The organism is Stagnihabitans tardus (genome assembly GCF_009925085.1).
Classification (GTDB): Bacteria; Pseudomonadota; Alphaproteobacteria; order Rhodobacterales; family Rhodobacteraceae; genus Stagnihabitans; species Stagnihabitans tardus.
In genome coordinates, this window is record NZ_JAABNR010000048.1 from 1 (window position 1) to 12,604 (window position 12,604).

The following is a 12,604-nucleotide window of genomic DNA, read 5'->3' on the forward strand; positions in this document are numbered from 1 at the left end:
CGCGCTGTCCGGGAATGGGTAGCAGCCCGCAATCAGCTGGCCATAATGTTCGCCGGGCGCTTCGACGCCTGAACGTATCTGAAAACCGCATGGGCCAAATCAGATACACAGAGGTTCAGACACTCCCGAGGAGCGCGCAGCTCGCTCTCTCCATCTCGCCCCAAGGGCAATCTCCCCCTGCCCTCCTCGACCTCTCGCTTCAGGAGGCGAGGTCCAGCGCCCGGGCGGCGAAGCTGCGCCACAGAGGATCGACCAACCGGGCCTCGAGGAGTTCGGCGCGGTGGCGGAGCCGGGCAGCCAGCTCGGGCTCGTGCCAGTCCATCGCCTTGCCGGCCTCGGCGCGGCACTGGCTCGCCTCGATCACCACGGCACGAGCCTCTGCGGCGGAGCGGACCGGGTGGCACCAGGCGACGGCACCGGCGCTGGCTGAGCCTGCGAGAACCAGCCGCTCCTCACGATCGAGGATCGCGAGGATCTGCGGGGCGGTGCCGTGGTTCAGGTCCTCGGCGTGAGCGATGGCGGCCGCCATGGCCTCGTCGAGTGTCGCGGCGCGCGACAGGATGGAGGGATGGGCCTCCCCTGTCGCGATGGCACCGGCCGTAGACGGCCGGGTCAGGACGAAGGGCTGGCCCGAATTAAGCGCGGCCTCCGGGAACGGGCGATAGCCGACGCGGGCACGCGGAGTGGAGAAGGACGCATCGAGCATGGGGATCACCTCCGACGGCGCGGGGAGGCCTCTCCTCTCGCTTCAGCCGTCAAAAGCGAAACTGCCGCCCTCTTCCTCTAAGTAGGGCAAAGCGGGTCGACAACGGGCTTAGCCAACGGAAGCAGGCGACCGGTCCGGCAATGGACCCAACAAGTTTCAACCCCCGCTCAGGTCTCTCGATCCAGACACCAGCCGCCCGCCGGGATCGTTTGCACTTGCCCTCCTGTCAGTCAGCCGCCGCGAAATGCGCCATTTGGTCGGCATGAGCCTTGCGGAAGGCCGGGCGGTCGGTGACGCGGGCGACATAGGCCTCGGTCGCGGGACGAAGGCCGAAGGCGCGCACCTTCGCTACGCGCAGGACGTCGGCCATCAGCAGATCGGCGACGGTGAAGCGATCGGCCGCCAGCCAGTCGCGCTGGCTCAACTCGCGCTCGATGTGACCCAAGCGGCTGTCCAGCCAGCCCGTCAGCCCATTCTCGGCCACGCCCGTGATTTCCTGGAACCACCAGGGCACGCTCACCATCTCGACGGAGTTCAGGGCTGAGATGACCCATTGCAGCGTCTCGGCGGCGCCTGCGGGGTCACGTGGCATCAGGATCTCGCTCTCTTGCGCCAGATGCAGCAGGCAGGCGCCGCTTTCAAACAGCCGCACCGGGCCGTCGTCGAGGAATGGCACTTGGCCGAAAGGCTGGCGCGCCAGGTGGTCGGGACCGCGGGCGTCGAACGCAATGGAGCGGACCTGGTAGGCGAGCCCCGCCTCCTCGCAAGCCCAACGAAGGCGCAGGTCGCGGACGAAGCCGCGTGGGCCGGCGGGCACCCAGTTGAAAGTCCAGATGGTCAGGTCGGTCATGAGGGATCTCCGGGACAAGCCCCATCAGGGACGGCGATGGCGCGGGCCAAGTCAAGCGGATGTTGTTTGAGGCCCCGCCACACTCGCGTCACATCTTGCCGAGGCCGCGCAGCGAGACCTCGGTGCCCGCACCGACGATGATGTGGTCGTGCAGCGTCAGGCCGAGGTAGCAGCAGCCCTTCTGGATCTGCTTGGTCATGGCGAGATCAGCATCCGAGGGGGTCGGATCGCCCGACGGGTGGTTGTGCACCAGGATGAGAGCTGAGGCGTTCAGCATCAGCGCCTGCTTCATCACCTCGCGCGGATAGACCGGGACATGATCCACGGTGCCGACCGCCATCCGCTCGTCCGAGATCAGACGGTTCTTGCGGTCGAGGTAGAGGACGTGGAAGCGCTCCTCCTCGCCCCTCACGCTGAGGGCCAATAGTCGCAGACGACGGACCAAGAGGTCAGCGCCGGGTTCCGGTTCAAATAGCGGCCGAGGACCTCGCGGGCCTCGAGGATCAGGGTTTCTTCTTGGGGGGTCATGGGGAGATGCTTTCGTGCTTTAGGAGGCCGTACCCTCGCCGATCCGCTCTGGGCGGATGACGAGGGAGAAGCCCGGGAGGGGGAGGAAGGATCAAGGGCGTGCCGAAGCCCCCTGCCCCGCCGAAGGTGGCAGGGGGGTCAACGGCGCGGCCAGCGCGGCACGTCAGCTGACGCGGTCGAGGAGCTTCTTGGCCCGGCCCTCCATGTCGAGCCGCGCGTCCTGCTGCGTCTTGTCGCGCGCCAGACGCGTGATGCCCTGGACGAAGTCGAAGACGCTCGACGGAGGGTGACCATCATCGAGCAGCACCGCATCGATGATCTTTCCCGTCTCCGCCTTGGAGAAACCGCGCTTCCTGAGGAAATCATCGCGCTCCTCATCGGTCCGCGCCACGATCTGCTGCCGCGCTGCTTTGATCCCGTTCACGAAGCCCTGCGCCGAGGAATTGGCAAAGCGCGTCAGTGCAGGCGCCGCCTCATGGGCGAAGCGGGTGGCTGCGTATTTCGAGTGGCGAATGGAGATCTCCTGGAAATCTTCGATGCCCCAGAGGTTGCGGTTATGACAAACCGCCCGCAGGTAGAAGCTCGCGATCCCGAGCGTCTTCGCGCCGACCTCCGAGTTCCAGCAATAGAACCCCCGGAAGAAGAGGTCCGGCGAGCCATCGGCCAAGCGCCCTGCCTCGATCGGATTGTGGTCATCGACCAGGAAGAGGAAGACATCCCGGTCCGAGGCATAGAGCGTGGTCGTATCCCGGCTGATCTCGACATCGGGGTTGTAGATCCCGGTCGACCAGTCGAGCACGCCCGGCACTTTCCAGCGCGTATCCCCGGTCCCGTTGCCTGCGATGCGCTGCACTGCCTCGACGAGCTCGTGGTCATTGATCCTGCCATAGTCCGGACCGGTGACGGCGCGCAACTCCATCCGGCCACCTTCGGTCTCGAAGGTCTTGATCTGCTCGGACCGGTAAGTCGAAAGACCGTATTGCAAGTTGATCGCAGCCAGAGGCGCGGGCAGCTGCCGCAGATAGGAGGCAGGCGCGCCCACGATGCTGGCGAGCTGACCGAAGGCCCAATGCGTCGGCGCCAAGGGCTCATGGGCATTGGGCAGGATCAGCTGCATCCGCTCGGCATTGTCGCGCGTCGCCTCCACGCGGATATCGGCCGTCTCAACCACCCGCGACCGGCTGCGCTCCGAGCGGCCCTTCACCGAGGCATAGAGGCTGTCGAGCGAGAGATACCGCTCGTCATCCGGCCGGTTGAACCATTCGGACGAGACCCGCCCGTTGCGCTCGCCCTGGCTCACGTCGACCTTCCAGCCGCCCTTCGCCTCACGAACCGGATCCAGAACCTCCACAACGCCCATCGGCTATCTCCCGCGACGGGTGTCCAGGAGCCACTCTCCCGAACCCTCAACCCGTCACGGACAAGCCAGCACTCCTCGGACTCTGGACCCGGAGGGGCCGTCGTAATGATGGTATGGCGGTCGCGGAAATAGGGTTGACGACTGGAGGTGAATACAACAGGTTGAGTGTGGCCTTACTCGCAGGCCGGTGTGCCCGCCACGCGAAGCTTTGCAGCGTTTCAGTTTTCGTGAACCAGACTTAATGCCATTGGCGGGTCTGATTGGCAGCGGGCACCTAGTCGGATCCAGCTTGGACATGGATCATGAAGGACAACGAAAAACTCAAACGATTGAAGATTGTGGCAAAACGGCATGCCAGATCGACTGCGCAGCCCCAGCACGTCGCTTTGGATTTTGTGGCGACCAAATTGGGGGTACCTAATTGGAATGCCCTCACAACCCGTGCAAAAAGAGACTGGGCGCCGTCTGATGCAGAAATTGCCAAGGTCGAAGCCTTGGTGGAGAAGGTGTCCTCCTTCAAGGACGCTGAGTTCGACCACGTTTTCGGCGGGCCAGAGGCCGTGACCGAGGGCGAAGTTCAGGGACACCGGTATGCGCTCAAGACGATGTGCGGGGATGTCTACATGGACGGGGAAGGCTGGCATATCCATCTGCATGAGAACCCTTTGGTGCCCCCGCAGGTGACGATCGATCTGCCGCACGCTTTGACCAGCCCGATGAACAACCCAAAGCTTCTCGCTGAGGCGACAGGGATTGCCAAGGAACTGATGCAAACGATCAAGGCGCGGCGCTTTGAAAATTGGCCGCGGCGCGCGACCAAGCCGAATGCAGAAGGAAAAGTCCGTCATCCGTTCTTGAAGATGGCGGACTCAGATCGCTGGTACTGCCTGCACTGCAACGGCGAGATCACAGGAGTGCAAATCGCCAAGAACCAATGGCACTGCCCTGGCTGCGGGGCCTCGCCCATCAACATCTTCGATCAACCCTTTTGGCTTCATCCGCACGAGGAGAAACCCATGGCCGTCCAGATTCCAGCTGAAAGCGAAGCGATCGAGCCAGTTGTCACTGTCATCGACCAACGGCCGAGACTTGATCTGAACAAAGACCAGGTGAAACACCTGATCAGATGCGCCCTCTTCGAGGATGCGACCAACGCGAGCGAACGTATGGGGGCAAGCCTGGCGGAGATCCACGTTGATGAGGATCTGGACGTGTTCCTTTCGTTCGAGGATCACTATTGGCCTGAGGAGAAGGAACCTCATTCAGCGCGCGAAGTGGCAGCACTGCTCGGTGTCGAAATCTTCAAAGACGTCATGTGGACCGATCCGCTGTTCGCCTGGCCTGGCCTCGGCACCGTGACGCAAAGCACGGCGGAGTACACGCGTCTGATGCTCGACGCCTATCGCCAGCACGGCGTGATCGGGGACGACAAGGACGAATAGCGGGCACATTCCGCGCACGATCATTGACTGTGCTGCAACTGTCCCGCCTACCTTCGCGCCTCAGCGCGGCGGCTTTGAAGAAGCCCTGGCCCGGCGGGTCCATCCCGCCGGGCCAGGTGGGTGGTCGGCTCAGAAGCCGACCTCGTCGTCGCGATCAACCAGTTCGGGCGCATCGCCCTCGGCCGCCTTCGGGCGGCTGAGGAAGTCGACCTTCTCGGCGATGATCTCGCAACCGTAGCGGTCGACACCCGCCGCATCGATCCACTTCGTGTAATGGATGCGGCCCTGGACGAGGACCTTCATGCCCTTCTCGCAGTTCTCGGCGACCGACTTGGCCAGGCCGTTGAAGCAGGCGATGCGGTGCCACTCGGTGTCCATGACGCGATAGCCGTGCTCGTCGCGCATCGGGCGGCCTTCGACGAGGCGGGGGCGGGAAGTGGCGAGGGTGAAATGCACGATCTTCGTGCCCCCTTGCGTGGTGCGGGCCTCCGGGGCCTGACCGATGTTGCCGGCGAGGATGACGATGTTCTGCATGGGGTAGCTCCTGTGTCCGTCTGAAGGGCCCATCCCTTCGACAAGACCCGTCAGAAGCCTGTCGGTCGACGTCCGCACGGCTGGGCCAAGGGACCAGCCGGAAACCCCCGAGGGCCCGGGGTGGAGCGGGCAGGACGCTTTGCGGCCAACACGGCCCGGGCAGGAGCTGGGGTTGCGGGCAGGAGACCGAACAGGCTTAGGGGATTGTCAGTCGAAGGGGAGGCGCCTCAGCCAGACCGCGGGAGTAGTAAACCCAAGCAGACAGAGTTGACACGACCTGATCCGGCAATCTCAGGCATTGGGGAATGAACTCGGAAAGGGAAACTGAGGATTGCACTTCAAAACCGGCATTTTCACCCTCCGCCGTGTAAGGCTCTTGCCGTCCGGATTCGAGAGGACTACTGCAGGGGAATTGGATCCACCGGAGCACCTGATGCCTGATTTAAACTTGAATGCCATGTCGCTCGCGGAATTGCGGGATTTGCAGAAGGCCATCGTCAAGGCGATTGCCAACTTCGAAGTGCGGCAAAAGACGGATGCCCGCAACAAGCTCGTGATCCTCGCCCATGAGTTGGGCTACAACTTTGACGAATTGGCGGCACTCGGAGGACCGAAAATCAAGCGGGCGCCCTCGACGAAGATCTATCGGCATCCCGAGAACTCGACCATCACCTGGTCCGGCCGGGGGCGTAAACCGGCGTGGTACATCGCGCATGTCGAGGCGGGCGGAGACCCGGAAGCGCTGCTCGGCTGAACAGACCACAGCGCGTCCCCTAATCCTGCACCCGATTGCGCCTGCCGCAACCGGATCGCAGCCATGAACGACCTCCAGATCCGAACAAAGTGGAGTGCCGAGCGGGCGCACGCAACCGAACGGCGAAGGGCCCGATAGCTCTCCTGCGCCGCCCGGACCTTCGCGCTTGCCGTCGGCTTATGCCCACGGATCGTGCTCCCCGATCACGAGAACCTCGTCCCCGTCGATCTCATCGGCGGGGGAGGCGCCATAGGTCGCCATCCCCGGCCTGGAAGACAACGATGGCGACCATCAGCGTGGCGGCGAGGCTGGCGGCGTAAGCGTGTGCATCTTTGCGGGACATCTCTTCGGCTCCTGTCTGGAGGCGGAGGACCATCCCACGCGCGACAGGACTCCGAAGGCCAGAGACGGTCTGACATCACCGGGTGCATTCGGCTCGTCCGAATCCGCCCGGCGGAACGGGCTCGCCCGTGGTCCGAGCCCGTGTGGCTTGATCTCGAAGACCGGCCTCGGACCAAGGAAGGGACGGGCGAGCAGGGGATGGGGCTCAAGCCCCAGGAGGCGGTGGACCCGCTGATGCACACCCCGCCAGACTCGTTGCCAGGATGATGGGCCGGGTCACATGAGACGGGGATGGTTCCTGTCGCGCCCTGCCCCATCATTTGGGGGCAAGTCATCTTGGGAGAGCACGACCCATGGGGATGGGCCAACGCTTCCCGCAAAGGTCTATTTTCCTTGCGCGGCGCACATATGGCCAGACCAACCCCCTCCGCCATAGCGTCCGGGGACATCTCAGGACGAATGCCATTGCACCGGCACCACCATTTGCATAGCTCATCGCCCTCACCAAAGGAGACCAGCCCCATGGCCATCTACGCCACACTGGAAGCGGAATTGTTCAGCGTCTTGGTCGAGCTTCTGGGTGATCAGAGACTTGAACGGCATGCGCTGCGCGTGCTGGCCGGAGCGCGTGGGCACGAGCTCGGCCGCCCCTATCTGAACCTATGTCAGCAGGGCTTGATCGAAGAAATCCGAGTTCAGCCCGGCTTTTTCCGGCGTCTCTTCGGCACGCAAGAGACGCTTTGGGTGCGGGTCACGGACTATGGGCAGAAGGTCGCGGGAACAATCGCCGAGCCCCTGCTGGCCGAACCAGCTCCGGCGGCTGCGGAAACCAAGTCTCATCCCCGGCAACCGGACCAGGCGTCGCCTGAAACCCCCAAAGTGGTGATTGCACAACCGCGGCCACCCGAAGTCTTTAACGTTGCGGCCATTGACATGCCGCAACCGCACCCGGTTGTGGTCGCAGTTCCGAACCTGCCGCCTGAAGTTACGTCCATTGATGCGCCCAGCAGCGCCGCGCCGCTTCACGCCATTGGATTTCACAGAGACCCTCGGAGGGACGCCGCTCGATACGGGGTTTCAAATACCTGCCTCTGATCGGCTGGATGGCCTGAGTGAAGCCGTGGGCCTTCTTGGGTTCGAGCTGACCGATGCGGGCAAGCTCTTGGCAGTCAGCCGTTGGGAGCAAGGACTGACTGACGCCCAGGTCGCGCTGGAGATCGTCACAACAGCCCTCGCACATGCCGTGAGGCTGGACGCGACAAGCACCACCAAACTCGACCGCGCCGCGTCGGCTGATTTGGTAGGTCGGGTGACAAAGGCCTTCCTGGCCTATGTCACCGAGGGCCTCTTGGGCGTCACGAACCTGGAGGAAGCTGCCAGCCGGATGGGGAGTTTCCTTGGTGGGCAGGTCGCCACATCGTGCCTCGATGATTACCTTGCAGACCCGTTTCGGGGCATGGCTCCAACGGCGGTTTGCCCCGACGAAATCTATCTGCGCGTCGAGGCCGAAGAAGAATGACCACCTTCTTCACATATGATTCTAGGGAACAAGAACAACATGCTTCACGGTTCAGTCTGCGACTGACGCATAAGGCTTGTCCTCCCGAAACCCAGACACCCGACGATACTCATGTGTCTGTTTGGGATAACCCAGCCTAACCCGGTTGAGTGGCGCCTTAAGCGCGGGTCACCATATGGCTGGTGACTTCGATCAACGCTTCGGCAAATAAGCTCTTCTCGGATTTCCGCTGCGTCCTGTAGCCCTCAGGAGAAATCCTTTGACACTCGTTGTTCAGAACTGTCTCGGCACGCCGCTCCATTTCCGCTGCAAGCTGGGCACTTTGGTACGCGAGGGAACGGGCAATACCCAAATTTCTGTCCAGCGGATCGGTTGCCCTGGCGACCTCGAAGCCAACACGAGCGGAAAAGTCATGGAACTGTTTCGCCTGCCGTTCATACTCGACGCGCTGCGCCCTGGCCTTAACCAGCCATCCTTGAATGCTCATGATCTCGTGTCCCCAGTACCTGAGGGCGTCTATCGAGGCCCCAACGAATCTCAGGCTAGCCCGGACAAGGTTAATCAAGGGTAAACTTTCTACCTTGGGTTGAGCGGCATTTTCCGCCCACAGTCGTGCTCTCGGCACGGCCTTGGCGCTACACATCTTCAAAGACACGAAGAATCTGGAGCAGCTTGGCCCGCTGCCGCGCCTCCTCCGCGAGGCGACGAATGCATTCGGCATGCTCCGCTTCAGGGCCCATGCCACCGAGCAATGCCACCGCAAACTCTTCAAGGTCCGCAATTTGGTCTTTGGTTCCGATCCGCTTCATCATGAGGCAATCTCCCTACCTGCCCAATGCACGCTAATTGTGTAAGCTTTACTTAACAGTACCTAACGGATGGTTAACGGATCGATCATTCCTCGACAAAGCAGCACCATATGTCTGTATCGTTCTGTGCGGTCGTGCCCCTCAAATTGGTCGATATTCGTAAGTGGCATGAAATCATGATCAGGCGGCCATCGCTGTGATGGCCATGCGCGGGATCGATGACTTCACAACTTCACTGCGGACACCCACTTCAGTTTGCGCTGATGCCAATCGCCAACAGGCAAGATCGCGCCGATGTGAATATGGCTCAGGGCGAGATCACCTCTGCATTAATCCGTTGTTAAGAGCTGTAACCGAAACCTTGAGCCAGGCTTCAGAACGGAGAACCGACATGGATAACCGGGAAAACTGGACATTTGCTCTGACCGCCGCCTCGGTCGCCGAGGCCGAAGGTTTCACCGAAACCGCGAAGGCCTTCGCAGAAATCGCCGCAATGGAGATGGACATCAGCAGCCTCTTCGATGGCACTTGCCGCCCGAACAGACTTGCCCTCGTTGAGCGGAATCCACCAAGCCCTGAGTTTATCTTCAGCTCGGTAAGGATTCGTTAAGCAAACCGGACAAAGCTGGGCGCATGAAGAAACCGTCGAGGGACACGATGGAAAAGCTGGAATGGATGCGGGACGCGCTGACCCGGATGGAGATCGACGCGACCAAGCGCGGTTGGGTTGAGATGATCGCCAAGATCAAAGCGACCCGTGAAGTGCTGACAGCCGAGGCCGCCATGCAGGTCCGGAGAGAGAACGTGATCCGGGTGGACTTCCGGTCGGTCCGCGGAACGGAACACACGAAGGTCAGCGTCTTCCCCTGAGGACCGCCCCAACCAGCACACGCTGTTTCCCAGTTCAGTGCCCGCACGGGCCAAGGGGCCGTCTGGCAATTCTCGTGATCGCGACTTGACCCGGTAGCGGCACAAGCTGCGAAAGGACTGCTGTGCCAAGCTACCAAAATCTGATCGAGCTCAGCCTCAGGGCACGCGACAGGTCTGCAGCCGCAAGCCATTCAAGTCGAGGTGCTCCAAGAGCGCTGTTGTGACCGCATGGGCAGCAGCGGGGCGCTGATCGCCAAGTTCGGCAAGCGTTGAGCTGGAAAGTCCGCCTCCGCCACTATCGAGCCGGGGGACGGCATTGGCGGCGAAGGCGGTGACGTGGCCGATGTTCAGGCTGGCGTCCAGTGGACAATAGCGAGCGGGAGTTAACCGGCCCTTTCGGGGACATTGGCGCAGTCATCACGTGCCGGGCCACTTTTTTTAACCTTCCAGACCGATGATGAACCGATGGCAGTTGCTCGGCTTACCCCTTGCCGCCTCTCCCTTTTGCATCGCAGGTGAACCATAGAAAAAAACAACCCCGCAAAATCATCATGGGTCTGGCACCCTACACTAGAGGTGGAATAGCGATTCACGGATCACCCCATGCCATGGCCCAACTCCACACCCGGCGATCTCCCTCGCATCCTCGACGGCACCCTGTCCCAGCGCGGGCTCGGTGGCGCCCAAGTTTGGGGCGACATCCGTACATCCCTGATCAGGCATGGGGTCGAGGCACCGGAGAAGGCTCCTGAAGTACCCTGGCTCTGGGGTTAAATGGCGAATGTTTCGCGCGCATGAAAAGAAAGGCAAGAACGCGGTCCGTCCGTCAGTTCCGCTCCTTTATAGCCCATATCTGGCTATGACCGCTGCAGGGCCACGCACGGCAATGGGCGGCCCATTCAGCAACCTGAAGGTGAATTTCTTGCCAAAGGTTCACCAAGTTTACCTAAAATTCATAACGATATGCGATTCTGATCTTGCCTCGAGCAGGGCCAATAAACTTATCAACTTAGAAGCGAACCTACCCCTTATGAACTATCGAAGCAGCCTGGCGACCACGGTCGCCGGCGCCGCCTCGTTTGGTGAATCATCATTGCGACGCGGATACTTCAGACTGGACGGCACGGCTGTGAGTTGGGACAATCCCCCCGGCCTGTTAGGCCCTTCTGGCACAAACACGGCGGTACGGCACCTTAATGAATACGAATGCGAAAAAGTTAACCGGGCATTAACCTTCTCGCGCGTTACTCAACTGCAAGAAGATCTCTGAAGGGCCTGACCATGCGCGTTCTCCTTGTCGAAGACGACCCCTCGATGGCGAAGAACATCGAGCTTATCCTCCAGAAGGAGGGTCTGACCATTTTTTGTACCGACCTCGGAGAAGACAGCATCGACCTGGCAAAGATCTACGACTACGATCTGATCCTTCTTGACTTGAACCTGCCCGATATGTCGGGGCACGATGTCTTGCGAAAGTTGCGGCAAGCGAGGATCGCGACGCCGATCCTGATCCTTTCGGGGTCAGATGACGCAGAAAACAAGCTCATGGGATTCGGCTTCGGTGCCGATGACTACGTGACAAAACCCTTCAATCGCGATGAGCTGATTGCTCGCATCCGGGCGATTGTGCGCCGGTCCCAAGGGCACTCGCAGTCGATCATTCGTTTTGGGGAGGTGTCGATAAACCTGGACGAAAAGATCGTCACGACTGCCACCCAAACGGTGCCCTTGACCCAGAAGGAATACATGATGCTCGAGCTCCTGTGTCTCAGGAAGGGCACCACGTTGACGAAGGAAATGTTCCTGAACCACCTCTACGGCGGTATGGATGAGCCGTCGACAAAGATCATCGATGTCTTCATCTGCAAGTTGAGAAAGAAGCTGGCGGATGCCACGGGTGGCACGAACTTCATCGAGACCATCTGGGGACGCGGCTATGTCTTGCGCGAGCCGCCAACCCCTGAGGCGCCAGGACTGGAAGCCGCGTCTTGAACGCGCCTCCTGTAGTGGAGAGCGCAGCGGATTTCCTCTTGCTTTGATTGCCGCCAATGAGGTTTCACAGGGGTTTTTGCGCGTCGCGATCTTCCGACCGACGACAAGGTTCAACTGGTGGGTTTATTGGCAAGGACGAAAGCAAAGATCCCGAAGACTGGGACCTGATGTTCATGGACTAGCTGGGCTGAACTATACGGTGACGCCAAGAGTTTTTTGGAAGCTGCGCCGAACCTTCACCGGGGCCTTCACCCCATAGAGGGACTGGTCGGCACGAAGAAAGATGGCCTGCTGCCGGTTTCGTGGACAGCTGGTTAAGCTAGCACAGCGCGGGTTGTAGAAGCGCTCAATGTAATCGAAGACGCCGGCACGGGCTTCGTCGCGGGTGCGGTAAACCTTTCGGGCCGTTCGTTCGGTCTTCAGCGAGGAGAAAAAGCTCTCCATCGCGGAATTGTCCCAAACATTGCCGACCCGGCTCATTGAACAGGTGATCCCATTGTTGGCCAGCAGACGCTGGAACTGCTCACTTGTGTATTGGGCGATCCCTGGTCCGAATGATGAAGCAGTGCGTCGGCCTTGCCGCGTCGCCAGACGGCCATCATCAAGGCGTCCTTAACCAGTGAGGCATCCCGGTCAGCTTTCATGGGCTCTGTTGCACAAGTCTGATGACGGTCGGACGTCCCCCTTCCCTAGACAGACCTATTCTGCGACCTCTGTGGTGGGTGTGCCGAGGGCGGTGAACCCGTTGAGGACCGCGACACGGACTTGGACTGACGTTGCCCCCTCCAGCTAATCCAGTTTGAGTTAGACTCTGGCCCAACCGAAAGGACCAGAGATGAAGCGCAGCAGGTTCACCGAAGACCAGATCATTGGCATTTTGAAGGAGCATGAGGCCGGT

The 12,604-nt window shown here is 61.1% G+C and carries 14 protein-coding genes and 2 pseudogenes; 8 read left to right on the forward strand and 8 right to left on the reverse strand.

The window, feature by feature from the left end; translation table 11 throughout:
- Positions 1-199: 199 nt before the first annotated feature.
- From GV832_RS21035 to GV832_RS21050, 4 genes and pseudogenes are all read right to left on the reverse strand, one after another.
- Positions 200-706: a DNA repair protein RadC gene (locus tag GV832_RS21035; RefSeq protein ID WP_168776837.1), complete on the reverse strand. Its 507-nt coding sequence runs from the start codon at positions 704-706 to the stop codon at positions 200-202.
- Positions 707-932: 226 nt separating this feature from the next.
- Positions 933-1,556 carry a glutathione S-transferase family protein gene (locus tag GV832_RS21040; protein ID WP_168776838.1) on the reverse strand — a complete coding sequence of 208 codons (624 nt, stop codon included), beginning with the start codon at positions 1,554-1,556 and terminating at the stop codon, positions 933-935.
- A gap of 88 nt (positions 1,557-1,644) precedes the next feature.
- Positions 1,645-2,084, reverse strand: a pseudogene (locus GV832_RS21045) (JAB domain-containing protein).
- A gap of 163 nt (positions 2,085-2,247) precedes the next feature.
- Complete coding sequence (locus GV832_RS21050; RefSeq protein WP_168776839.1) at positions 2,248-3,444, reverse strand: DUF932 domain-containing protein; 1,197 nt, start codon at positions 3,442-3,444, stop codon at positions 2,248-2,250.
- A gap of 302 nt (positions 3,445-3,746) precedes the next feature.
- Between GV832_RS21050 and GV832_RS21055 the strand changes: the two genes are divergently transcribed.
- Positions 3,747-4,886 carry a P-loop NTPase family protein gene (locus GV832_RS21055; RefSeq protein ID WP_227754597.1) on the forward strand — a complete coding sequence of 380 codons (1,140 nt, stop codon included), beginning with the start codon at positions 3,747-3,749 and terminating at the stop codon, positions 4,884-4,886.
- Between the two features lie 129 nt (positions 4,887-5,015).
- On the opposite strand, the gene GV832_RS21060 is transcribed toward GV832_RS21055, so the two are convergent.
- Positions 5,016-5,420, reverse strand: coding sequence for a single-stranded DNA-binding protein (locus GV832_RS21060; protein ID WP_168776840.1), 405 nt, complete (start codon positions 5,418-5,420; stop codon positions 5,016-5,018).
- Positions 5,421-5,853: 433 nt separating this feature from the next.
- Between GV832_RS21060 and GV832_RS21065 the strand changes: the two genes are divergently transcribed.
- From GV832_RS21065 to GV832_RS21075, 3 genes are all read left to right on the forward strand, one after another.
- The gene (locus GV832_RS21065) at positions 5,854-6,174 is read left to right on the forward strand and encodes an H-NS histone family protein (protein ID WP_168776841.1); all 321 of its coding nucleotides are present in this window, start codon (positions 5,854-5,856) and stop codon (positions 6,172-6,174) included.
- An 864-nt stretch (positions 6,175-7,038) separates the two neighbouring features.
- Complete coding sequence (locus tag GV832_RS21070; protein WP_168776842.1) at positions 7,039-7,611, forward strand: hypothetical protein; 573 nt, start codon at positions 7,039-7,041, stop codon at positions 7,609-7,611.
- A gap of 25 nt (positions 7,612-7,636) precedes the next feature.
- Positions 7,637-8,035: a hypothetical protein gene (locus GV832_RS21075; protein WP_168776843.1), complete on the forward strand. Its 399-nt coding sequence runs from the start codon at positions 7,637-7,639 to the stop codon at positions 8,033-8,035.
- Between the two features lie 157 nt (positions 8,036-8,192).
- Here the strand turns inward: GV832_RS21075 and GV832_RS21080 are convergent, their stop codons facing one another.
- A complete protein-coding gene (locus tag GV832_RS21080; protein ID WP_168776844.1) occupies positions 8,193-8,522 on the reverse strand; it encodes a hypothetical protein in 330 nt (109 codons plus the stop codon).
- Between the two features lie 148 nt (positions 8,523-8,670).
- A complete protein-coding gene (locus GV832_RS21085; RefSeq protein WP_168776845.1) occupies positions 8,671-8,847 on the reverse strand; it encodes a hypothetical protein in 177 nt (58 codons plus the stop codon).
- Between the two features lie 388 nt (positions 8,848-9,235).
- Here GV832_RS21085 and GV832_RS21090 point away from each other — a divergent pair, with 388 nt between their 5' ends.
- From GV832_RS21090 to ctrA, 4 genes are all read left to right on the forward strand, one after another.
- Complete coding sequence (locus GV832_RS21090; protein WP_168776846.1) at positions 9,236-9,454, forward strand: hypothetical protein; 219 nt, start codon at positions 9,236-9,238, stop codon at positions 9,452-9,454.
- Positions 9,455-9,501: 47 nt separating this feature from the next.
- The gene (locus GV832_RS21095; protein ID WP_168776847.1) at positions 9,502-9,714 is read left to right on the forward strand and encodes a hypothetical protein; all 213 of its coding nucleotides are present in this window, start codon (positions 9,502-9,504) and stop codon (positions 9,712-9,714) included.
- A gap of 781 nt (positions 9,715-10,495) precedes the next feature.
- Positions 10,496-10,984, forward strand: a complete 489-nt coding sequence (locus GV832_RS21100) for a hypothetical protein (protein ID WP_168776848.1) — start codon at positions 10,496-10,498, stop codon at positions 10,982-10,984.
- Positions 10,985-10,995: 11 nt separating this feature from the next.
- The gene (gene ctrA / locus GV832_RS21105; RefSeq protein WP_168776849.1) at positions 10,996-11,706 is read left to right on the forward strand and encodes a response regulator transcription factor CtrA; all 711 of its coding nucleotides are present in this window, start codon (positions 10,996-10,998) and stop codon (positions 11,704-11,706) included.
- Positions 11,707-12,033: 327 nt separating this feature from the next.
- Here ctrA and GV832_RS21110 read toward each other — a convergent pair.
- Positions 12,034-12,335, reverse strand: a pseudogene (locus tag GV832_RS21110) (DDE-type integrase/transposase/recombinase); the annotation flags it as partial.
- Between the last annotated feature and the right edge of the window lie 269 nt (positions 12,336-12,604).

Excerpts from the sequence above, each read along its gene's own strand:
- GV832_RS21100 (WP_168776848.1), top strand. The coding sequence starts at position 10,496 with ATGTTTCGCGCGCATGAAAAGAAAGGCAAGAACGCGGTCCGTCCGTCA.
- GV832_RS21055 (WP_227754597.1), top strand. The coding sequence starts at position 3,747 with ATGAAGGACAACGAAAAACTCAAACGATTGAAGATTGTGGCAAAACGG.
- GV832_RS21070 (WP_168776842.1), top strand. The coding sequence starts at position 7,039 with ATGGCCATCTACGCCACACTGGAAGCGGAATTGTTCAGCGTCTTGGTC.
- GV832_RS21085 (WP_168776845.1), bottom strand. The coding sequence starts at position 8,847 with ATGATGAAGCGGATCGGAACCAAAGACCAAATTGCGGACCTTGAAGAG.
- GV832_RS21065 (WP_168776841.1), top strand. The coding sequence starts at position 5,854 with ATGCCTGATTTAAACTTGAATGCCATGTCGCTCGCGGAATTGCGGGAT.
- GV832_RS21040 (WP_168776838.1), bottom strand. The coding sequence starts at position 1,556 with ATGACCGACCTGACCATCTGGACTTTCAACTGGGTGCCCGCCGGCCCA.
- GV832_RS21060 (WP_168776840.1), bottom strand. The coding sequence starts at position 5,420 with ATGCAGAACATCGTCATCCTCGCCGGCAACATCGGTCAGGCCCCGGAG.
- ctrA (WP_168776849.1), top strand. The coding sequence starts at position 10,996 with ATGCGCGTTCTCCTTGTCGAAGACGACCCCTCGATGGCGAAGAACATC.
- GV832_RS21080 (WP_168776844.1), bottom strand. The coding sequence starts at position 8,522 with ATGAGCATTCAAGGATGGCTGGTTAAGGCCAGGGCGCAGCGCGTCGAG.
- GV832_RS21035 (WP_168776837.1), bottom strand. The coding sequence starts at position 706 with ATGCTCGATGCGTCCTTCTCCACTCCGCGTGCCCGCGTCGGCTATCGC.
- GV832_RS21095 (WP_168776847.1), top strand. The coding sequence starts at position 9,502 with ATGGAAAAGCTGGAATGGATGCGGGACGCGCTGACCCGGATGGAGATC.
- GV832_RS21050 (WP_168776839.1), bottom strand. The coding sequence starts at position 3,444 with ATGGGCGTTGTGGAGGTTCTGGATCCGGTTCGTGAGGCGAAGGGCGGC.
- GV832_RS21090 (WP_168776846.1), top strand. The coding sequence starts at position 9,236 with ATGGATAACCGGGAAAACTGGACATTTGCTCTGACCGCCGCCTCGGTC.